Annotated in this window: 19 protein-coding genes; 13 read left to right on the top strand and 6 right to left on the bottom strand. The window is 62.9% G+C overall.

All coding sequences use genetic code 11. The features are described 5' to 3' along the window. Nucleotides 1-2: 2 nt before the first annotated feature. Nucleotides 3-2,930 (bottom strand): 2-oxoglutarate dehydrogenase E1 component, encoded by a 2,928-nt coding sequence (locus tag Q5H89_RS11295; RefSeq protein ID WP_305019424.1) that lies wholly within the window; start codon nt 2,928-2,930, stop codon nt 3-5. 485 nt (nt 2,931-3,415) lie between these two features. Here Q5H89_RS11295 and Q5H89_RS11290 point away from each other — a divergent pair, with 485 nt between their 5' ends. Continuing rightward, the gene (locus Q5H89_RS11290; RefSeq protein WP_305019423.1) at nt 3,416-4,054 is read left to right on the top strand and encodes a hypothetical protein; all 639 of its coding nucleotides are present in this window, start codon (nt 3,416-3,418) and stop codon (nt 4,052-4,054) included. Here Q5H89_RS11290 and Q5H89_RS11285 read toward each other — a convergent pair. Next, the gene (locus Q5H89_RS11285; protein ID WP_305019422.1) at nt 4,030-5,211 is read right to left on the bottom strand and encodes an SMP-30/gluconolactonase/LRE family protein; all 1,182 of its coding nucleotides are present in this window, start codon (nt 5,209-5,211) and stop codon (nt 4,030-4,032) included. The genes Q5H89_RS11290 and Q5H89_RS11285 overlap by 25 nt on opposite strands. Nucleotides 5,212-5,303: 92 nt before the next feature. Next, nucleotides 5,304-6,332, bottom strand: coding sequence for a hypothetical protein (locus Q5H89_RS11280; RefSeq protein WP_305019421.1), 1,029 nt, complete (start codon nt 6,330-6,332; stop codon nt 5,304-5,306). 478 nt (nt 6,333-6,810) lie between these two features. Here Q5H89_RS11280 and Q5H89_RS11275 point away from each other — a divergent pair, with 478 nt between their 5' ends. Then, a complete protein-coding gene (locus Q5H89_RS11275) occupies nt 6,811-10,398 on the top strand; it encodes a T9SS type A sorting domain-containing protein (protein WP_305019420.1) in 3,588 nt (1,195 codons plus the stop codon). A gap of 79 nt (nt 10,399-10,477) precedes the next feature. On the opposite strand, the gene Q5H89_RS11270 is transcribed toward Q5H89_RS11275, so the two are convergent. Beyond that, nucleotides 10,478-10,879 (bottom strand): hypothetical protein, encoded by a 402-nt coding sequence (locus tag Q5H89_RS11270; protein ID WP_305019419.1) that lies wholly within the window; start codon nt 10,877-10,879, stop codon nt 10,478-10,480. Between the two features lie 144 nt (nt 10,880-11,023). Between Q5H89_RS11270 and Q5H89_RS11265 the strand changes: the two genes are divergently transcribed. The 3 genes from Q5H89_RS11265 to Q5H89_RS11255 all read left to right on the top strand — a co-directional run bounded on the left by Q5H89_RS11265 (nt 11,024) and on the right by Q5H89_RS11255 (nt 13,347). Further along, on the top strand, nt 11,024-11,428 hold the full coding sequence (locus Q5H89_RS11265; protein ID WP_305019418.1) for a hypothetical protein: 405 nt from the start codon (nt 11,024-11,026) through the stop codon (nt 11,426-11,428). Nucleotides 11,429-11,511: 83 nt separating this feature from the next. Beyond that, nucleotides 11,512-12,150, top strand: coding sequence for an RNA polymerase sigma factor (locus Q5H89_RS11260; protein ID WP_305019417.1), 639 nt, complete (start codon nt 11,512-11,514; stop codon nt 12,148-12,150). 105 nt (nt 12,151-12,255) lie between these two features. Continuing rightward, nucleotides 12,256-13,347, top strand: coding sequence for an energy transducer TonB (locus Q5H89_RS11255; RefSeq protein ID WP_305019416.1), 1,092 nt, complete (start codon nt 12,256-12,258; stop codon nt 13,345-13,347). Between the two features lie 6 nt (nt 13,348-13,353). Here Q5H89_RS11255 and Q5H89_RS11250 read toward each other — a convergent pair whose 3' ends face one another. Both Q5H89_RS11250 and Q5H89_RS11245 read right to left on the bottom strand, forming a co-directional pair. After that, complete coding sequence (locus tag Q5H89_RS11250; RefSeq protein WP_305019415.1) at nt 13,354-14,430, bottom strand: proline iminopeptidase-family hydrolase; 1,077 nt, start codon at nt 14,428-14,430, stop codon at nt 13,354-13,356. Nucleotides 14,431-14,631: 201 nt separating this feature from the next. Next, nucleotides 14,632-14,808, bottom strand: a complete 177-nt coding sequence (locus tag Q5H89_RS11245) for a hypothetical protein (protein WP_305019414.1) — start codon at nt 14,806-14,808, stop codon at nt 14,632-14,634. A gap of 140 nt (nt 14,809-14,948) precedes the next feature. On the opposite strand from Q5H89_RS11245, the gene fumC reads away from it, so the two are divergent. The 8 genes from fumC to Q5H89_RS11205 all read left to right on the top strand — a co-directional run bounded on the left by fumC (nt 14,949) and on the right by Q5H89_RS11205 (nt 21,649). Then, on the top strand, nt 14,949-16,358 hold the full coding sequence (fumC, locus tag Q5H89_RS11240; RefSeq protein WP_305019413.1) for a class II fumarate hydratase: 1,410 nt from the start codon (nt 14,949-14,951) through the stop codon (nt 16,356-16,358). A gap of 165 nt (nt 16,359-16,523) precedes the next feature. Then, nucleotides 16,524-17,135 (top strand): hypothetical protein, encoded by a 612-nt coding sequence (locus Q5H89_RS11235; RefSeq protein ID WP_305019412.1) that lies wholly within the window; start codon nt 16,524-16,526, stop codon nt 17,133-17,135. A gap of 66 nt (nt 17,136-17,201) precedes the next feature. Next, nucleotides 17,202-17,795, top strand: coding sequence for a GNAT family N-acetyltransferase (locus Q5H89_RS11230; RefSeq protein WP_305019411.1), 594 nt, complete (start codon nt 17,202-17,204; stop codon nt 17,793-17,795). Continuing rightward, nucleotides 17,788-18,186, top strand: coding sequence for a diacylglycerol kinase family protein (locus Q5H89_RS11225; RefSeq protein ID WP_305019410.1), 399 nt, complete (start codon nt 17,788-17,790; stop codon nt 18,184-18,186). The genes Q5H89_RS11230 and Q5H89_RS11225 overlap by 8 nt, the downstream gene beginning before the upstream one ends. Before the next feature lie 63 nt (nt 18,187-18,249). After that, a complete protein-coding gene (locus Q5H89_RS11220) occupies nt 18,250-18,711 on the top strand; it encodes a DUF6970 domain-containing protein (RefSeq protein WP_305019409.1) in 462 nt (153 codons plus the stop codon). A 126-nt stretch (nt 18,712-18,837) separates the two neighbouring features. Beyond that, complete coding sequence (locus Q5H89_RS11215) at nt 18,838-19,329, top strand: DinB family protein (RefSeq protein WP_305019408.1); 492 nt, start codon at nt 18,838-18,840, stop codon at nt 19,327-19,329. Between the two features lie 103 nt (nt 19,330-19,432). Next, nucleotides 19,433-20,110: a response regulator transcription factor gene (locus tag Q5H89_RS11210; protein WP_305019407.1), complete on the top strand. Its 678-nt coding sequence runs from the start codon at nt 19,433-19,435 to the stop codon at nt 20,108-20,110. Nucleotides 20,111-20,272: 162 nt separating this feature from the next. After that, entirely contained in the window at nt 20,273-21,649 is a 1,377-nt protein-coding gene (locus tag Q5H89_RS11205; RefSeq protein ID WP_305019406.1) for a sensor histidine kinase, read from the top strand. Nucleotides 21,650-21,772 lie beyond the last annotated feature (123 nt).

Raw genomic sequence — 21,772 nt, 5'->3', positions numbered from 1 at the left:
GGCTAGTCGAGCGTCTTGGCGACGGCGCTGGTTTCCTTAATCTGCTCGTCGGCCACGGCTTCCTTGGGCTTGTCGAAGGCGCGGGCCACTATTTCCTTCTGCTCCTTCACGTGCACCTTGTTGTAGCCGGTGGCGGGCGAAGCCGAGGGCTTGCGGGCCACCACGTCTTCGAGGTCGCGGCGCATGAAGCGCAGCAGGTAGTTCCAGTAGCCCATGTTTTCGGGCTCTTCCTGCACCCAGTATACCTTGGCTTTGGGGTACTTGGCCAGCTCCGCGTCGAGCTGCTTTTTGGGGAAGGGGTGCAGTTGCTCAAGGCGCACAATGGCCACGTCCTTGCGGTCGGACTGCTGCTGCTCGTCGAGCAGGTCGTAGTATACCTTGCCCGAGCACAGTAGCACGCGCTTCACTTTCTTGGCATCGGCAAAGCCATCGCCCAGCACCTCCTGGAAGCGGCCGCTCGTGAAGTCCTCGATGGGCGACACGCACAGTGGGTTGCGCAGCATCGACTTGGGCGACATCACCACCAGCGGTTTGCGGAAGCTCCACGTCAGCTGGCGGCGCAGGGCGTGGAAGAAGTTGGCCGGCGTCGTGATGTTGGCCACCACGATGTTGTTTTCGGCGGCCAGCTGCAAAAAGCGCTCGGGGCGGGCATTGGAGTGCTCGGGGCCCTGGCCTTCGTAGCCGTGGGGCAGCAGCATTACGAGGCCGTTCATGCGCTGCCACTTGCTTTCGCTGCTCACTACAAACTGGTCAATCATAGTCTGGGCGCCGTTGGCGAAGTCCCCAAACTGCGCCTCCCACACCACCAGGGCCGTGGGGTTGGCCATGCCGTAGCCAAATTCGAAGCCTAGCACGGCGTACTCGCTCAGCAGCGAGTTGTAGATGCTCAGCTGCTCGTGTTCACCCTCCAGGTGGTTGAGCGAGTTGTAGGGGGCCGACGTCTCCGCGTCGTGCAGCACCGCGTGGCGGTGCGAGAACGTGCCGCGCTGCACATCCTGGCCGCTCACGCGCACAATGTGCTTCTCGGTCAGCAGCGAGCCGTAGGCGAGCAGTTCGCCGGCCGCCCAGTTTAGCACGCGGGTTTCGTAGAACATTTTGCGGCGCTCCTTCAGCAGGTTATCAATCTGCTTAATGGGCCGGAAATTCTCGGGAATCGTGGTCAGCGCCTTCGCCACGCGCTCCACCGTTTCGGCCGAAATACCGGTTTCGGGCGACTGCTCAAAGTCTTCGTTGGTGCTGCGGCGCAGCGTGCGCCACTCGTTTTCGAGCGCCTGGTACTTATACGGTAGCGGCTGCTGCTTCACCTGGTCGAGGCGGGCCTGTAGCGTGTCGCGAAACTCCTTGTCCATCTGGGCCGCCAGCTGCGCGTCTACGTCGCCGCGCTCTACCAGGCGGGCGTTGTACACCTCGCGCGGGTTGGGGTGCTTCGAGATAACGTTATAGAGCGTGGGCTGCGTGAATTTGGGCTCGTCCGACTCGTTGTGGCCGTGGCGGCGGTAGCACACCATGTCGATGAAGATATCGGCGTGGAACTGCTGCCGGTATTCGGTGGCTAGCCGCACCGCAAACACCACCGCCTCGGGGTCGTCGCCGTTCACGTGAATCACCGGCGCGTCGATAATCTTGGCCAGGTCGGTGCTGTAGATAGACGAGCGAGCGTCCTCAAAATCAGTGGTAAAGCCCACCTGATTATTAATCACGAAGTGAATTGTGCCGCCCGTTTTGTAGCCTTCCAGCTGCGACATCTGCGTTACCTCGTAGCCGATACCCTGGCCGGCCAGGGCCGCGTCGCCGTGGATGAGGATGGGCAGAATCTGGTGGTAGTCGCCGCCGTACTGGTGCTCAATCTTGGCCCGCACGAAGCCCTCCACCACCGGGTTCACCGCCTCCAGGTGCGAGGGGTTGGGGGCTAGCTTCAGGTTAACTTTCTGACCATTAATGGCTTCTACCTCCGACGAGTAGCCCATGTGGTACTTCACGTCGCCGTCGCCCATCGTGAGGTCGGGCGTGGCCGTGCCCTCAAACTCCGAGAAAATCTGCTCGTAGGTTTTGCCCATGATGTTGGCCAGCACGTTCAGGCGGCCGCGGTGGGCCATGCCAATCATCACTTCCTTCACCCCTAGCTCGGCGCCCCGGTTGATGATGGCATCGAGGGCCGGAATCGTCGTTTCGCCACCTTCGAGCGAGAAGCGCTTCTGCCCCAGAAACTTGGTGTGCAGGAAGTTTTCGAAGACCACGGCCTCATTCAACTTCTTCAGAATGCGCTTCTTATACTCAACATCGGGGTTGAAAGCCAGCGCGTCGTGCTCGGTTTTTTGCTGGAACCACTCCAGCACCTGCGGGTCGCGGATGTAGGTGTACTCGAAGCCCACGGTGCCGGCATAGATGCTCGTGAGCGCCGCCACAATCTCGCGCAGCGTGGCGCCCTGGCCCAGGCCCAGGTCTTCGCCCTGCCGAAATTTGGTGTCCAGGTCAGCCTCGCTCAGGCCAAAATCGGCCAGGTTAAGGCGCTCTTTGCGGTCTTTGCGCTCGCGCACCGGGTTGGTTTTGGCGCGCAGGTGGCCGCGGCTCCGGAAAGCCTGAATAAGATTGCGCACGGCCGTTTCCTTGTCGCTGGCTACCGCGCCGGTGGCTAGCCCAGGGGCATCGTTGGTAGAAGCCTCGGTGCTCAGCACCCCGTAGCCATCGGGCTGAGGCACAGGGCCGGGCGCGGGACTAGCGGCGGTTTTGGGCGAGCTGCCATTGGCGGCCGGCACAGTACCAGTGGCGGGCAGCACCGACGCTCCTTCGGGAAACTGCTGCGAAAAATCAAACCCCTCAAAGAACTTACGCCAGCCAAAATCGACGGATTCGGGGTTGTTTCGGTACGCTTGATAAAGCGTTTCGATGGCCGCCGCGTCAGCATTGGCGATATAAGAGTAAGTATCCATGACGGGAATTTGAAAAGGTCAGGCTGAATTACCTGCAAAAGTAAAGTAATTGGCAATAAGTCAAAAACCTACATGCGGTTTCACAAATTTGTTTGATAGTCAGCAGATTATGTTTGTCGAAAGCTGCTGACCATTTTGTAGTACGGCTAATTTAAGCGAAATAGCCAGCATGGTGGCTTTGCCCTGCCTGGGCTAGGGCGGCAGCACAGTTGCCGATGCTAGGCTAACAATGCAGCACACCTGACATCGATATTCACAAATCGTGAATTTTAATAAATTTTCCAAGACCAATCTGCCTCCTGTGGCTACAAGAGTTCGCAGCTATTGGACAATCCTTTTTTTCAATAACCAATGCATCTCCTTCACTGTTAAGGACTTTCTGCGTTTGCCGCAGCTAGCAGCCCGCGATGCCAGGCTTAAATGGCAGCTAACTCACCTACTTACCAATGCACAATGCTAAACTAATAACCTTTCTGCTCTTAGCGATGGCTACCCTCAGCGTAGCCCACCACCGGCGTCAAAGCCAGAGCCAAACAATGGTGGGCATCAAGCTGGCTGCTTTTCTTACAACGGAGGGCGCTTACCACGACCTGCAACCAGCTGCTAAGGCCGCCGCCCACCCGGTGCCGCTGGCCGAGCCATTCACCTACACGGTTACGGCCACTGCTTATCAACCTGTTGTTAATCAAACCGATAACGAGCCATTTACGACAGCTGATAACTCTACCATCAAGCCCCACTACAGCAGCCGCACCCGGTGGCTGGCTCTTTCGCGTGATTTGCTGGCGCGCTGGGGCGGCGACTTTCAGTACGGCGACCAAGTATCCATCACGGGTATTTCGCCGACGCTGGATGGCGTGTACACGGTACACGACACCATGAACAAGCGCCATCGGCATTGCCTCGATATTCTGACGCACACCCGCGAGAAAATCGACATTTGCACGAAGAACGTAAAAATCAAGCTGGTAGCGGCCACCAGTGCCCCCGACTCCAGCCTGGCCGCCAGTCCGATGCGCGCTATCTCGCTGGCCAGGCTCAAAAAAGCCGCGAACGCTAGCGAACGCGGCCTTTTCCTGGCTAAAACCAAGCGGAAGGATTATTTCGCCAGCGCCATTTTGTAGATGCGGTAGGGCTCGTGGGGCTGGCCCACGCCTTTATTCCAGTTCGGCTGCTTATGAATGGCCGAGGTGGTGAAGTAGATAGTATTGCCGTCGGGGTCCCAGGCAAAGGTATCGGGCCATTCGAGACGCTGCTCCTGCACTACGGTTTCGATTTTGCCCGCGGGTGTGCGGCGCAGGATGGAGCCGGTTTCGAAGCCTGTGAGGTAGAGATTGTTCTTGCTGTCAAGCTCCATGCCGTCGCAGGCGGGGGCATCGGGCAGCTTTTCGAGCTGGGCCGTTAGCTGGGCCGTGCTCAGGCTAGCGTCGCGCAGGGCGGCGGTTTTGATGCGGTAGAGCGAGTGGCCCGACAAGGCGCGGAAATACAGGTACTGGTTGTCGGTGCTGAGCGCAATGCCGTCGGCCTTAAACTGGCCGGGCTTGCCCATGGGGTCGTACAGGGCTTTGCCCTGGGCCTTGGTAATGAAGTTCTTATCGGGCAACGTAGCCGGCTGTTTGGCCAGCAGCTGGCGCGATTTGGTGGTTTTCAAGTCGACTACCACCAGCGCGCCAGTGCCCGAGTCGGTGAGGTAGGCGTAGTTGTTTTGCAGGTCGATGCGCACATCGTTGAGGTATGAGTGGCGCGGCGCCACGCTCTCCGGAAAAGGAATAACCTGCACTACCTTATTGGTTTTGGGGTCGGTCTTGACCAGTTTCACGCCGCCGGGCACCGTGAACTTGAGGCCGGGGGCGGCGGGGTCAATAATCCAAAGCATACCCTGCTTATCGACGTAGCCGGCCTGCGGGCAAATCCAGTGCTTGAGGGGTTCCGTTTTCACCGAGTCATTCCACATGCACCAGCCGGCATCGGGGTAGGGCGTGAGGGTGTTGCTAGGCCCCACCACGGCCACGGGGTAGGTAGGGTTATAATCCCAGCGCGGCGAAAAGGCAAAGACTTTGCCGCCCGGCGCCACGGCCACGCCGGTTACCTGGGGCGCATCAAACTCGGCCACGATGGTGAGCGGCGAGCCCGCGGGCACCGGGGCCGGCACGTGGGCGGCGGTCGAGTCGGCGGGCATAGTGCCGCGCGGCTTGTCGGCAGTAGAGGAGCCCGAATTGCAGCCAGCCAGCAGCAAGCCGGCCGCCGCCACGGCGCAGGAAGAGAAAAGAACGGAGCGCATAAAGTGGAACAGGAAAAGAAAAACCCCGACCTGGAAGCAGGGCCGGGGTTTGGCATACGGGCAGCGGGGGCTAGCCGTTCGGTTGAGCTTGCTTATAGCTGCGCTTTATTTTGGTAGGTGAGCACGGCCAGCTGCTCGGCTGCCTCGGCGGCAGGCTGGGGCTGGCCAGCGGCATCGTAGAGCAGGGTGAGTGGTTGAAAGGGGTTGGCCAGAATCTGGGCTTCGGTGAGGCCCCAGCGCGGCCACAGGCCGGTGAGGGTGTGGCCGTAGCCCAGGTTGTCCCAAGGGCTGAAGATGGCCGACGTCACGTCGTCCACCAGGGCATCGAGCACCAGCTCGGCGCCGGGCGCATCGGCGGGCGTGGGGCGGCGCGGGTAGATGTCGGGCACCACCGCCAGCAGGTAGGCCGCGTAGTAGGCGCGGGCCTTGAACTCGGCCACCTGCGCCGGGTGCAGCGGCCGCTGGGCATCGGCAACTACCTGGCGCATGGCCTGGCCGATGAGGCCGATATCGACGAGCGTAGCCACGATTACCGACTGCCCAAGCTTGATGCTCATAACCAAGGTATTGAGGTCATCGTCCAGCTCAAAGGCCGGCGCCTCATACGCGCCATCGGCCTCCAGCACGAACACTGAGCCGGGTACAAAATCGGCGTAGTCGGTGGGCACGCGCAGGCCTTGCAGCAGCTGAAAAAACGCCCGAAACCGCTGCACCAGCTGCGCGTTCTCGACCAGCGGGTACTGGGGCTTGATGAGCGGCGCCTGCTGCTGCAACAGCTCCGTGACGAAGATGCCGTAGAACATTTTGGCCAGCCACTGCCACAGCCGGGCGGGCGGCAGGGCGCGCAGCGCGGTGGGGCCGGCCTGGGCGGCTACTTGAATTTCAGCTTCTAGCTCAGCCAGGCGTGGGTGCAGCGCGGGGGCTAGCGGCAGGCGCAGGGCGCCGTAGGTAGTCTGGCTCTGGTCGAGCAGGTAGAGCGGGCGCCCGGCCAGGCCATAGGCAGCTTGCAGCCACTCGGCAAACACCGGGATGGTATCGGCCGGGCCCACGGGCTGGCCGGTAAGAAAGCAGCGGCCGGGGCCGAACTGCATCCCCTCGAAGGGGTCGTAGAGGGTAATCATGGGCTAGGCTACTTGCGGGCGCAAAGGTCGGGCCGCCGGGGGCGAAATGCGGGCGCCGGGCTAGCTCCTTGCCAGCCAGCCTGGCCTTTGGTGCTACTAATCGGCCGGTTGGCGTATTTACTTTTCTGGTATTACAGCAACAGAATATTTTTGACATGCAGCTAGCCCATACTTTTCTGGTGCCAGAATTATTTCATATAATTTATTTATTATCAGAATTTTAACTTGGAAAAGCCTGCTCTATAAGAGTCTACTAAAGCAAACTAAAAAAATTGCCTGGCTGGCCCCCCCGGCTACGTTTGCTTCCGAAGCAGCGCGGTGCCAGGCCAGGGCACTGCTTGCCCATACTGCCTTGCTACCCGGCAGCTTCGTCAGGCTGCGGCCTGCTCCATACGCTTCTTTTTTCACCTTTTTCTCTTTTCTGTATGAGTCCACAACTTATACGCTTGGCTGGAGCCAGCAGGCAGCCACTGCCGACATGGGCAACCCGCTCAAGGAGTTACGGGCCGCCCTGGGCGGCCTCAATTCCGCGCGCATCCCGACCGGGGTGCTGCTAAACCGGATGCTGTTCATTACCAACCCGCACCGCTACGCCGGGCAGGGCGACACTACCACCAGCTACCGCACGTTTGAGCAGCAGTACTGGGAGTTTTACCACGCGGCGCTCGATACTACCCGGTTTCCGACCCTGGCCACGCTGCAAGGGCGCGTAGCCCAGCGCGTACAGCAGGGCAGCGTGCCGCTGCTTATGCTGAGCTACACCTACAATGAACTTGCGGCTACCGCCGCCCGCGACCGGCTTATTACCATCGACTCGGTGAACGAGCGCGTGGCCGACGGCCCCGATAGGAGCCGGAGCCCCTACACCACGGGGCAGTTTTTTTCGGTGGCGCTGCCCCTACCGGCGGCCGGCGGCACGCTGAGCCTCTACGTGGGGCCCGAGTTCTGGCTGGGCACCACCGCGGTACCAGCCACCGTGCGCCTCGACTTTGGCGATGGCTACGGCGCGCGCACCGTGGCCATGGGCTCGACTATTCAGGTGCAGATAACCCCGGCCGGGCTGGCTGGGCTGACCCCGGCTGCCCCCCAGCCGGGCGCTGGCACAGCCGGCGCGGGCATCTCCTACGTGCCCCCGCCCAGCGTAAGCAGTGGCAGCATTTTGCTGGTGAGCAACCCGGCTACGGGGTATATAGGAGCGGCCAGGCTGAGTGCCACCACGCTGGCTACTACCCGCCCCGATGTGGCCCTGGGCCTGGTAGCCAGCCGCCAGTGGGGCACCTTCGTGCCGCCGGCGGGCGTGGTATCGGGGCCCAATGGCCGGGCTTCGGCCATTGCCTGGATAAAGTATGCTGATGACAACCCCGCGCTGCCCGATGGTACTCACCGGCTGCGCCACCCGCTGGTATTTGTGGAAGGCATTGACTTTCCGGCCTACCGCAACGCGGCCGGGGCCTCGGGCCTCAACCACTACATTGCCCAAACGGGGCCGCTGCCGCTCAGCGACTTTGAAACCGGGCCGGCCCAGCAGTTTGGCGGCTACCGCAACGGCACGGCCGGCTGGAACGAGATGGTGGACTACAACGACGGCTACAAAAACCTGGAGCAGTTTCCGGCGCTGCGGGCGCAGCTGCAGGCGCCGGCCACCCAAACGTTTCCCAACGGCATCAACGGGGGCAACTACGACATTATCTACCTCGATTTTTCGGACGGGGCCAGCCTGCTTCAGCACAATGCCATGGTGCTGGTGGAGCTGCTGCAATGGATAAACCAGCCCGCCAACCGCACCGCCGACGCCGACGAGACGCTGGTAATCGGGGCCAGCATGGGCGGGCAGGTTTCGCGCTTTGCCCTGGCCTGGATGGAGCAGCAGCAGCTGTGCCACAACAGCCGCCTCTACGTCTCGTTCGACTCGCCCCACCGCGGGGCCAACGTGCCGCTGGGCCTGCAATACCTGTTTGACCGGCTGCAGGGCGCCTGGATAGGCGCCGGCAGTGTCGAGGAAGTGGTGCATACCAAGCTGCTGCGCGAGGCCACCATGCAGATGATTGTGTTTCACTTCGCCGACATGGCCACGCCCTACCGCACGGCCTGGCAGGCCTGGCAGGCCTCGCCGGGCAGCTACCCCTCGCTGCTGCGCAAGGTGGCCGTGGCCAACGGCAGCGGGCAGGCGGCCTTCCCGCCCGATATGTCGCCGGGCATGCTGATGCTGCGCACCAGCGTTAATCCGTTCAGAGGCACTCCTTATGTGGTCGGAACCAACTTTGCCTACGCCATGGGCCGCAGCGACCATACGGTGCTTTACTGGCAGAGGCCGTTTAGCATTTACCAGCACACGAAGACCTATGACCCCAACTGGGGCAACTACGACACCGCGCCCGGCTCCAGCGAGCGCACGGCCGGCGATGCCCAGGACGTGAGCGGCCACTGCCTGGTGTCGGGCGGCAATACCAATACCTTCATGCCCACCATCAGCACCCTGGATGTGCAGGACGCCGGGCCGATTAACAGTCCGAACTTTGGGTATAATGTTAAGAATCAGATTCATCCTAATGACCGACCTAATCGTGCTAAATATGCTTTTGATGCCTATTTCGCAGCCGGTGGCGTAAACGAGCCGCACCTGCAAATAACCAACGGCCAGGGCTCGGCCTATCCCAGCGCCTACAACACGTCGTACTACACCGACAATACTACCTGGATTCAGAACGAGCTGCGCGAGTCGGCGCACCGGCTGCCGGCCGCGCTCACCACGGCCTACAACTTTGGCAGCCCCTACCGGCACCTGCTGGCCTCGGTGCAGGTGAACGCGGGCGGGCGGCTGTACCTCAACAACGGCAGCCTGCCCGTGAGCGGCGGCACGCCGGCCACCCAGGCCAACCCACCCCAGGGCAACTTCGACGTGTACACCTCCAACTGCGCCACGGTGGTGCAGGTCAACAATAGCGGGCAGGTGGCGGTGGGCACCGGCAGCACTTACACCGCCACGCTGCTGCTGGCCGCCAACAGCCTGCTCGACCTGCGCAGCGGCGGGCAGCTGAGCGTGAGCGCCGGCTCGGTGCTGCGCGTGGCGGCCGGGGCCACGCTGGTAGTGCGCCAGGGCGCCAGCCTGAACCTAAGTGGCCGGCTGCTGGTAGAAGACGGTGGCTTTGTCTGCATCGAGAACTCGGCCAGCCTCAATCTGGCCGTTACGGGCCAGTTTTCGCTAGCCCCCACCGCGCACCCCTACGCCAACCCGGCGCTGGGCCTGACCGGGCTGGCCTGCCAGCCCCCGCCCTGCACGGCCAGCCTCTACGTGGGCATCACGGGCGACTGCGCCGGGCTGCCGGCTACGCTTACGGCCAGCGGCGACAACCTGGGCACCGACTACCGCTGGGTGATTAACGGGCAGGCGCAGCCGCAGTTTAACGGGCAGACCGAAGTAAACTACACCCTGCCCACCGACCCGGCCATCGACTACCTACCCGTGACGGTAGCGGTAAGCTCGGCTTGCGCGGGCCCCAACCCGCTGCAAGCCACCAGCTACTTCCACGTGACCCACGACGCGGACTGCGCCAATAACCTGACCGGCCCCACTACTGAGTCCACGGCCACGCTCTACCCCAACCCCGCCCGCGAGGCGGTGGAAGTGCATCTGAGCCCAGGCAGCGCCGCCTCGGCCTCGGCCAAAAACCCCATCACGGTGCGCCTTTTCGATGGGCAGGGCCGGCCCCGCGCCGAGCAGCAGAGCCACGGCGAACAAGTGCTGCGCCTGAAAACCGATAAGCTGCCCGCCGGCCTCTACTTCGTGCACATCATGCGCGGCCAGCAGGTGCTGAGCCGCCAGCAGCTCAAGATTACGCAGCAACTAAAACAGGGGCGGCTGTACCACCCCTGTTATTGCCTTATTTTTCAATATTTTAAATTTACTCCGATGAAAATTTTCCACGTCTTCGCCGTATTGCTGCTGGCCCTATTAGGCAGTTGCAGCCAGGACCCGACTACGGGCACGACTACCGTCAGTGGCCAAGTGGTGGAGAGTGTGCACCAGCAGCCCGTAGCCAACGCCCGCGCGGGCAGCAGTGCCTAACCTGAAACAGTATGAAACCAGCAAGCCCCACCGACTTTCAACATCGGTGGGGCTTGCTGCTTATGAGAAGCCAGGTACCCTAGCGCGAGAGCAGATTGCTGGCCTTGATGAGCACTTTGCTCAGGTTATGCAGCGGGTCGGCGTAGCCGTTGCCCGACTCGTCGGCCACCTTGGCGGCTTCGGCGCCGAGGCTGGCCAGCACCTCGGCCACCTCGTGGCTCTGGGTATCTTCGGAGCTTAGCATGCGGCGCAACAGGCTTACTTCCTGCTTTATCTTGGCCAGGCCGGGGCGGTCGCTGGCGGCCAGCACGGTTTCCCAGCGCTCCAGCTCGTGCAGGCCGGTGGCCCCGTCGGCATTGGGCAGGCCCTGGCCCAGCAGGTTGAGGGTATCGGTGAGCAAGGCCGTGCTTTGCTCGTCGCTGACGTGCAGCTGAATTTCGGGCGCGGGGGCGGAATGGGGGGTCGAGGCAGTAGAGTCCATGAGCAGGGGGGGAAAGTAACGTTGGCTGGCTATACTAGGCCCACCCCAAAAAAGTTGGTGGGTGCCCCGGCCGGCAAAGGTTACCTTTTAGACTTTGAGCTAATTAAGGCGCACAGTTTCACCACCCCCTCTTTTTCATTACTTATGACTACTTCGCTGAAAACCCTGTTTGCCGCTGCAGTGGCTCTGAGCTTCACCGCCTGCTCTACCGACACCGACACCACCAAGAACGCCGACGGCACCACCACCACGACCACCGAGGTAACCACCCCCAGCGCCGACTCGGTAGGTGCTAAAATGGACGCCGCCGCCGACCGCGCCGGCGACAAAATGGATGCTGCCGGCGAGAAAATGGGCGCTAAAATGGACGCCGCCGGTGCCAAGATGGACGCCGCCGCCGACCGCGCTAAAATGAACGCTAAGGAGGCCGGTGCTAAAATGGATGCCAAAATGGATGCCGCCGGCGACAAAATGAATGCCATGGGCGACGCCGCCGCCAAGTCGGCCCGCCAGACTAAGGAGAACATGAAAGCTGCCGCTAAGCAGTAATCATTGCCTGCCGAAGAAAAGCCCGCGCCCCCGGCGCGGGCTTTTTTGTGCGCCAACGGGCCGGCGGAGCGTATTTTGCTGCCGTGTTCTTTCGCCGCCGTGCCTCCGCCGTTCCTGCCGCTGCCCTCTCCGACCAGGAGGTGCTGGCGCGCTACCGCCAGGGCGGCGACGTGGCCGCGCTAGGCCTGCTCTACGAGCGGCACCTGCCCGAGGTGTTTGCGGTGTGCCGCCGCTACCTGGCCCCGCCCGATGAGGACGCCCAGGATGCTACCATGCAGCTTTTCGAGCAGCTCGTGACCAAGCTGCGCACCCACGCACCCGAAAATTTTGGCGCCTGGCTCTACACCACGGCCCGCAATTTTTGCCTCATGGAGCTGCGCGCCCGGCAGCGTGGCACGGCCAGCGGCGGCCCGCTGGTGCTGCTGCCCGAGGCCAGCGATGTGGAAAACGCGGCCGCCCGGCATCTGCCCGATGCCGGGGCCGAGGCCGAAGAGGCCAGCCAGCACGAGGCCGACCTGCAAGCCCTGGAACTGGCCCTCAGCCAGCTGCCGCCCGAGCAGCGCCGCTGCCTGGAGTTGTTTTACCTCGAAGAAAAATCGTATCAGGAAATAGTAGCCGCCACCGGGCTAGCCCTCAACCTTGTGAAAAGCCACCTGCAAAACGGCCGCCGTATGCTCAAGCGCACCTTAAGTAAGGAACTGAGGATGAAGAGTGAGGAATAAAGGAGTAAAAGTTGCCTTGTACTTCATTTCACTTCACCCACTTCAACGCTGCTACACCGCCTCGCCAACTCATAATTCATACTTTATAACTCCTAATTAACCCCAATGCTGCCCACCAACCCGCTGCTGAACGCTACTGCCCCGGCCGGCCCGCACCTGCCGGTGGCGCTGCTGCGCCAGTATGCAGCGGGCACACTAGCCCCGGCGGCCCAGCACCGCGTGGAGGCCCACACGCTGGCCTGCCCCCGCTGCGCCGACATTTTGGATGGCCTGCTGCAAACCTCGCCCGCCACCACCGACCAGGCCCTGGCCCAGCTGCAGCAGCGCCTGCGCCAGCGCGTGCAGCAGCAGGCCGCTCCGGCGCGGCAAGTGGCCATGCCACGGCGCCACCGCTGGCTAGCCCCGCAGCTAGCGGCCGCGGCGGCCTTGCTGCTGGGGCTGGTGGCCGGCGGCTGGTGGGCCTGGCAGCAGCGGCAGCAGGCCCCGGCCACGGCTCGCATCACGGCCACCACCGCGCCCCGGGTGGCGCCCGCCGCCCCATCGGCACCGGCAGCGCCAGAGGTGGCAGCAGTATCTTCTGCCCCGGCAGCTTCTGCCGCAGCCGGTGCTGCGCCAGCTGCCCCTGCCCCAGTGGCCGCCGTGCCCCCGCGCCCACGCGCCACCACGGCCCCGGCGGTGGCCAGGCGCCCAGCGGCCCGCTCGCGCCCGGTGGCAGCGGCCCCGCCGGCTGCGGTGGCTAGCCCCACGCCGGCCGCCAGCCCTACCCGTGATTCGGCCGTGCTGGCCGAGGTTAACACCCCCGTAGCGGCTCCGGCGGCTACTGCGCCGCCCGTAGCCGCCGCGCCCGCCCGCGTGAGCGAGCCGCTGGCCAAGCTGCGGGCGGCCATGCCGCCACCGCCGGCCCTGCCGGCCAGCCCCACCGGCGGCTACGCGGCCCTGCGCGAGTACCTGAAAAAAGGCGCGGCCGAATTTGAACCCGAAAGCCGCGATGGCGGCCGCCAGGCGGGCCGGGTGCTGGTGCGCCTGCACCTGGGGGCCGATGGCAAGATTGAGCAGGCCGAGGCCGTGCGCAAGCTGCGCCCCGACTACGACGCCGAGGCCGTGCGCCTGCTGCAAGAAGGCCCTAGCTGGGTGCCCGGCATCAGCGGCGGGCGGCGGGCGGCGCAGGTTGTGGACGTGCCGGTGGTGTTTGAGTAGCTGGCCCTACAGCTTGGTGCCGGCCCTGAACGAGCCGTCGTCCACCGTTTTTAGGAATTTGACGAAGCCTGTCATGTAGGTTTGCTGGTCGTCGTACATGCTCATGTGGCTGCCCTGCGGGCAGATGAGCGACGCGCCCTGCTTCACCTGGGTGGCTATCCAGGCCATGTGGGCGGGGTCCATGGTATCGTACTTGCCGCCGATGCTGAGCACCGGAATGGTGAGCTTCGGCAGGTCCCTGGTGCGGTCCCAGGTGGTGAGCTTGCCCGAGATGCCGAACTCGCTAGGCCCCTGCATCGTCACGTAGAGCGACTGATTAATCTTGCTCATGGCGCGGGTCACGGGCTCGGGGTTGGGCACAATGCGGCACAGGTGCTGGGCGTAGAAATTGGGCTCCAGCAGGCCCATGTAGCGCGGGTTGCTGAAATCCTTCTTGGCCTCAATCTGGCGGATTTCCTTGAGCACTGCGGGCTTCATCTGCTTGGCCAGCACCTCGTCGGCGTACTTGCCGTAGGCGGGGCAGCTCATCATCATGTTGCTGATGATGAGCCCCTTGAGATTTTGCTGATACTTGAAGGCGTACTCGGCGGCCAGGATGCCGCCCCAGCTGTGGCCCAGCAGGTAGAAGTTGTTTTTATCCAGCTTCAGCGCCTGGCGCACCTGCTCCACTTCTTCCACGTAGCGCGGCAGGCTCCACATGCTGGTATCGCGGGGGTTGTCGGAGTTGCCGCACCCTAGCTGGTCGTAATAGATAAACTCGATGCCTTCCTGGGGCAAAAAGCTCTCCATGCACTCGAAATACTCGTGCGTGGCGCCCGGCCCGCCATTGAGCAGCAACACCCTGATTTTGGGGTTGTTGCCGAAGCGCTTGGTCCAGACGTTGAACCTGCCCTTGGGCGTCGTTATCGGAACAACCTGGATGCCGCCCGTTTTCACGCCCGCCTCGGGCGCCGGAAAGTAAGCGGTGAGGCTGGGGCCGGCGGCAGTTGAGGTAGCAGAAGTACTAGCGCCGGATTGGCAGCCGGCCACGGCGGCAGCCAGTAGCAGGCTAGCGGCAGCGCGGGCTAGGGTAGAAATCGACATGAGGCAGGGATGCTGCGGCACGGGCGTTCGTACCGGGCTACCAAGCTAGCCAGGATTTTAGGTACGAGCTTAAAAATGGCTGTCATGCTGACGAAGGAAGCATCTCATCAGGGTAGCGCCGTTGTGGTGCAAACCTGATGAGATGCTTCCTTCGTCAGCATGACAGTTGCAGTTGCTTTTTGCCAATACTAACAGCAGCCCCTAGCCGCTGTAGCCGCCGCCGCTTTCGGGCTCGGTGGCGCTACCGCCGGCTTTGTCGGGCGTGGGCAGGTCCGACTCGGTGTGGATTTCGAGGTGCGAGTAATCGGGCACGCCGTTGCCTTCGGTGGGTACGGGCGGCTCGGTGTGGGGGTCGGAAGTGGGCGTGGGCTGGTTCATAATCGTGGAAAACAGTGGGGAAACTGCCGGGTGTACGGGCTAGCCCCGCCAATGGCTGCCGGGCCCCGCCCCGCGCCCGCCCGCCGGTGTACTTTTGCGGCCGTTGCCAGAGGCAGTTTTCCCACTCCTACATCGTTCAAATGAGCCAGTTCCGCACCGAAAAAGATACCATGGGCCAGGTGCAAGTGCCCGCCGACGCCTATTGGGGCGCCCAAACCCAGCGCAGCATCGAAAATTTCCCGATTGCGCAGGATATCAATAAGATGCCGAAGGAAATCATCAAAGCCTTCGCCTACCTCAAGAAAGCCGCCGCCCTCACCAATCGCGACGCGGGCATTCTGGAGGCCGAAAAAGCCGAGTTGATTGGCCGCGTGGCCGACGAGATTCTGGACGGCAAGCTGGCCGACCAGTTTCCGCTGGTGGTGTGGCAGACCGGCTCGGGCACGCAGAGCAACATGAACATGAACGAGGTCATTGCCTACCGCGGCCACGTGCTGCACGGCGGCCTGCTGGGTGATGAGAAGAAGTTTCTGGCCCCGAACGACGACGTAAATAAGTCGCAGTCGAGCAACGATACCTTCCCGACGGCCATGCACATCGCGGCCTACAAGATTCTAGTTGAAACTACGATTCCAGGCATCACCAAGCTGCGCGACACGCTGAAGGCCAAGGCTATCGAGTTCAAGGACATCGTTAAAATCGGCCGCACCCACTTCATGGATGCCACGCCGCTGACCTTGGGCCAGGAGTTTTCGGGCTATGCCTCGCAGCTTGACCACGGCCTGCGCGCCATCCACAACACCCTAGCCCACCTGAGCGAGCTGGCGCTGGGCGGCACTGCCGTGGGCACCGGCATCAACACGCCCGCCGGCTACTCCGAAAACGTGGCCAAGCACATTGCCGACCTCACGGGCCTGCCCTTCATCACGGCCGAAAACAAGTTTGAGGCCCTGGCCGCCCACGATGCCATCGTGGAAGCCCACGGCGCCCTTAAAACGGTGGCTGTGAGCTTGATGAAAATCGCCAACGACGTGCGCATGCTCAGCAGCGGCCCGCGCGCGGGCATCGGCGAAATCTCAATTCCCGACAACGAGCCCGGCTCCAGCATCATGCCCGGCAAGGTGAACCCTACCCAGTGCGAGGCCATGACGATGGTGGCCGCCCAGGTGATGGGCAATGACGTGGCCATCACGGTGGGCGGCTCGATGGGCCACTTCGAGCTGAACGTGTTTAAGCCGGTCATGATTTTCAACTTCCTGCACTCGGCCCGCCTCATCGGCGACGTGTGCGTGGCCTTCAACGACAAGTGCGCCGTGGGCATCACGCCTATTTTGCCCAATATCAAAAAGCACGTGGATAGCAGCCTGATGCTCGTGACGGCCCTCAACCCGCACATCGGCTACTACAAAGCCGCCGAAATTGCCCAAACGGCCCACAAAAACAACTCGACCCTGAAGGAAACCGCCGTGCAACTCGGCTACGTCACGCCCGAGCAGTTTGACCAATGGTTGAAGCCTGAGGACATGGTGGGCGAGATTAACGTGGGCTAGTTTTAGAATTAAGATAACCTCTTAACTAAAAGATAAAAACGTCCGTCATGCTGAGCTTGTCGAAGCATCTCTACCGCACCGCTTGGGTGTTGCTCGGTAGAGATGCTTCGGCAAGCTCAGCATGACGGACGTTTTTGTCGGACGTTTTTTTATTATTAATCAGGTATGCGCCACTTGTTGATTTTCGGCCTGTTGCTAGGCCTCGCTCCACTGGCCAGCCGCGCCCAGATGGCGCAGGCGGTGCCCGTCGATGCGGCCACGGCGCAGGCGGTGCTGGCTCAGGCGGCGCGGCAGTACCCCAAGTTCACGGCGGCGCTGGCCGATGTGCGCGAGCACGACCCGCTGCTGCGGCGCTTTGTGGTGGTGACGAATGCGGGGCCGCTGGGCTCGCCGGCCGCCGCGTTCGGCAACGGGGCCGTGCGGCTCGACCGTCGTTTTTTGGAAAGCTCACAGCCGGGCTTTGATGACAACCGGCTGGTAGTGGTGCTGTACCACGAGGTGGGGCACCTGCATTATTTCAGCCAGGTGCCGCCCGGCCAGCGCGATACGCAGGCTAGCGAGCGGGCGGCGTTTGATTATTCCTTACTGAAAACCAAGGCCCTGGCCGAGGCTGGCGACTGCGCGCCGCTGCAAACCGGGTTGCGGTTTATGCTGCTGCGCAGCCAGTCCAACGACCTCGCCGACCCGCACGTGCGCGCCCTCAAAAGCCTGGTGCAGGAGCCTACCTATGCCGAGTACAAAGCCTACGTGGCTAGCCACTGCCCGGCGCAACCGTGAGGGCTAGCCGGCGGTTGGGCGCGGTTTTTTCGCATCTTTGCGGCCTACCATCCTGCCTGCTGCGCTATGGATTTCGCCCAAAACCTCGTTCTGGAAAATAGCCGCGTGCGCCTGCGCCCGCTCGACACCGCCGATTTTGAGGAGTTGAAGGCTATCGCTTTCGAGCCCGAAATCTGGGCGTTCACCATCACCCGCGCCGACGATGCCCTGAGCCTGGCCGACTACCTGGCCCAGGCTGCGCAGGACCGCCAGGCGGGCCGCCGCTACGCCTTTGCCATCATTGACCGGGCTAGCGGGCGGCTGGCGGGCAGCACCAGCTACTACAACGTAGACCCCGAAAACCAGAAGCTGAGCATCGGCTACACCTGGGTGGGCACCGATTTTCAGCGCACCGGCCTCAACCGGGCGGCCAAGCACCTGCTGCTCACCCACGCCTTCGACCAGCTGAACTACGAGCGCGTAGAGCTTGAAACCGACAGCCGCAACCACAAGTCGCAAACCGCCATGCGCCGCATGGGCGCCACCGAGGAAGGCACCCTGCGCAGCCACCGCCTCACGCAGGGCGGCGGGCGGCGCGACACGGTGATTTTCAGCATCATCCGGCCCGAGTGGCCCGAGCTGCGCCGCACCACGTTTGCCGAGTTTGATGCCCGTGGCTAGCCCCCGCCCGCCCGCCCGGCCCGGGCTGCTGCGCCGCCGCATCGCCAGCTTCGGGCACGCCTTTCGGGGCGTGGGGGTGGCCCTGCGCTCCGAGCTGCACTTGCAGTTTCACGCCGTGGCCTCGGCGGCGGTGCTGGGGCTGGGGCTGTACTTCGGGCTCACTGCTACTGAGTGGGCCCTGGTGGCGCTGGCCGTGGCGGGCGTGTGGGCCGCCGAGCTGTTCAACACGGCCATCGAAACGCTTACCAACCTGGTATCGCCCGAGTACCACCCCCTAGCGGGCAAAACCAAGGATGTGGCGGCGGCCGGCGTGCTGCTGGCCGCATTTGGCGCGCTGGCCGTGGGCGCCCTGGTGTTCGGGCCCAAAATATGGGCCATATGGGGGCGCTAACTATTGGGGGCCGTTGGCGTAAGCATACGCAGTTTTACGCCTGCTTTTCTACCTCCCGTTACCATGCGCCGTTCATTTATTCCGTTTACCGCGCTAGCCCTGCTACTGGGCGCCTGCCAGCAAGATGTGGTGGTGAACACGCCCACCACGCCGCCCGCCGAAGGCTTTGTGAGTGAGCCCAATACGCCCGCCCCTACCAGCACCAACACCGTGGACGCCGTGCCCGCCCGCGACATGCGCCTCGACAGCACCGCCCGGCCGCAGTGGCTGCAAAGCCGCATTCAGAATATTCTGGCCACGCGCAAGCGCAACCCCATTATCCGTATTTCGCGCTACCAGTACGAGGGCCAAACTGTGTATTACGAAACGGCCCCGTGCTGCGACCAGCAGTCGGTTTTGTACGATGCCAAGGGCAAAGTCCTGTGCCACCCCGAGGGCGGGATTACCGGCAAGGGCGATGGCAAGTGCGCCAGCTTCGACAAGCGCAAAACCAACGAGCAGCTCGTGTGGCAAGACCCCCGCTAGGGCATTTACTTTTGTCATTGCGAGCGCAGCGAAGCAATCGCATCAGCACGATACCCGAACGATTACGTGCTGATGCGATTGCTTCGCTGCGCTCGCAATGACAAACGCTCATTTTTCATCTATCTCATGATTAATACCATCGCCAAGCTCGGCGTTTTCAACGTGTGGGCCAACGAAACGCTGCTGCGCCGCCTCGACTCATCAGTAGCCGCCGGCCACGAGGAGCCCAAGGCCGCGCTGCGCATTTTCAGCCACGTTATCAATGCCCAGGCCATCTGGATTGCCCGCCTCACCGGCACGGCTAGCCCTCTCAAAGTGTGGCAAGAGCACGACCTGGCCGGCCTGCACCACTGGCACGAGCAAACGTCGCAGAAGTTTGCCGACCTCTGCGCCACCACCGACGAGGCCGAGCTGACCCGCCACATTCAGTATACCAACTCGCAGGGCGATGCCTTCGACTCGGAGGTGAGCGACATCCTGACCCACTGCGTGGTGCACGCCAGCTACCACCGCGGCCAGGTAGCCGTGAAAATGCGCGAGGCGGGCCTGGAGCCCGTTAACTCTGATTTTATCACCTACTGCCGCGAGCAGGCCGGCCAGGTAGCGCCGCAATTATAAGCCTTTTGTTAGTGCCCTAGCGGGCCGCCCGGCACTAGCTTGCGGGGCGGCCTGTTTTGGTTTTCGGGCTGGCGCTTTGCCGTGCTGGCTAGCCTTGTAGCTTATGAAAATTCTGCTGGTTGAGGACGAGCCGCCGCTGGCCTCGTTTGTGAAAAAAGGCTTCGAGCACGAGGGATACGACGTGACCGTGGCCTACGACGGGCGCACCGGCTGGTCGCTCTACGAGCAGCAGCCCTACGACCTGGTCATTCTCGATGTAAACCTGCCCTACGTGAACGGCGTGGAGCTGTGCCGCCGCATTAGGGGGGCTAGCCAGCGCGTGCCGCTGCTGCTGCTCACGGCCCTCGATAGCCTCGACGACAAGGAGGCCGGTTTTGCCGCCGGGGCCGACGACTACCTAGTCAAGCCCTTCGAATTCAGAGAGTTGCTGATGCGCGCCCGCGCCCTCACCCAGCGCTACGCCGTGGCCAACGGCGAGCGCCGCGAGCTGCGCATGGCCGACCTCGTGCTCGACCTCGACGCCAAAACCGTGACCCGCGCCGGCCAGCGCATCGACCTCACCACTCGCGAATACTCGCTGCTGGAGCACCTGCTGCGCAACCGCGGCCGCGTCATCTCGCGCGTAGACATTGCCGAGCGCGTCTGGGACCTGGACTTCGACACGACGACTAATGTTATCGACGTGTACGTAAGCTACTTGCGCAAGAAGCTCGACCGTGATTTTTCGCCCAAGCTCATCCATACCGTGGTGGGCATGGGCTACGTGATGCGCGAGGGATAAAGTCAACTGCTCGGCATTAACACAAGGATAAGGTCGTCATTCCTATCTGGCGTCCACGCAGTGAAGCATCTCGCTCGCCTCATCCGCTCTGCTCAACAATTCGGGCGAGATGCTTCACTGGGTTCAGCATGACGACTGTTTTCTACTTTGTATCTGCTACCCATGCTGATTCGCAATAAGCTGATGCTGCGCTTTACGCTGGTGGTGCTGGCTATTCAGGTCAGCTTCTCGGCGTTCATCTATTACTTCAATGCCAGCACGCGGGCGCAGCGCTTCGAGCACCGGCTGGGCACGAGCGTAACCCTAGCGGCGCGGCTGCTTATCCGCCCTGGCAAGCTCGAAACCGGCAAGCTGGGCAGCCTGCGCCGCCGCGATTTGCTGACTTTAACCAACGAGCAGATAAGCATTTACGGCCCCGACGGCAACCTGCGCTACAGCAGCGCCGACGACATTGACCAGGCCCTGAACCAGGCGCACCTGGCTAGCCTGCGGCCCGACCAGCCCACCGCCTTTGCCACCGGCCAGCAGCGCGAAACCGTGGGCATGGGTTACCGCCACGAGGGCGAGCAATACGGCATTTTCGTCTCGGCTGAGGACCAGGTGGGCTGGGCGCGGCTGCACCAGCTGGGGCTGCTGCTGCTGGTGGGCAACGTAGGAGCGCTGGCGCTCACCATTTTAGCCGGGTGGTACTTCGCGGGCGCGGCGCTGGCGCCGGTAGCGCGCATCAGCCGGCAGGCGGGGCGCATTTCGGCTACCAGCCTGGGCCGGCGCTTATCTGAGGGCAATGGCCGCGATGAGCTGGCGCAGCTAGCCCGCGTTTTCAATGAGATGCTGGCCGGGCTGGAGCAGGCCTTTGAGGCTCAAAAAAGCTTCCTGGCCCACGCCTCGCACGAGCTGCGCACGCCCCTCACCACCCTCACCGGCACCCTCGAAACGGCCTTGGCCTATGATGATAATCTGCCCGCCGCCCGCGAGAGCCTGGCCCACTCGCTCGATGCCGCCCGCCACTTGCAGAGCCTCACCGCTAGCCTCCTAGCCCTGGCCAAAGCCGATGGCACCCTGCCCACCTTCACGCCGGTGCGCCTCGATGAGTGCCTGAACCAGGCCCTGGACTTTGCCCGCGCCAAGTACCCCGGCCGCGACCTGCGGCTAGCCTTCGGCACCTTACCCAATGAGCCCGAGGGCGACATCTTTATGTTGCCCGGCAACGCTGAGCTGCTCACCACGGCCCTGCTCAACCTGCTCGACAATGCCGCCAAATATTCGGCCGGCCCGGTAGTGGCCGAGCTGGGCTACGCCAGCCCCGCCACCCTGCGCGTGCGCGTCACCGACGCCGGCCCCGGCCTCAGCCCCGACGAGCTGAGCCACATTTACGAGCCGCTCTACCGGGCGGCCGGCGCGGTGGGCCGCCCCGGCTATGGGCTAGGCCTGCCCCTTACCCAGCGCATTGTGCAACGCCACGGTGGCCGGCTGGAGCTGGCCTCGGCGGTGGGCGAGGGCACCACAGCCACGGTGTGGCTGCCGGCGCTGCCGGTGTAGCAAACAAGTGATTCTCCGAAAAAACGCCATGCCGATGGTGCCTTCACTCCATTTTCATGTTTTCTAATCCGGTTCTCATACCGTTTTAATGTCGGCTGGAGTGCTTTGCGGGCAGTTGCCACT

It is taken from the genome of Hymenobacter cheonanensis, from assembly GCF_030581075.1.
GTDB lineage: Bacteria > Bacteroidota > Bacteroidia > Cytophagales > Hymenobacteraceae > Hymenobacter.
The sequence above is the reverse complement of the archived record's forward strand: the minus strand, read 5'-3'. Positions and strand labels throughout refer to the sequence as shown.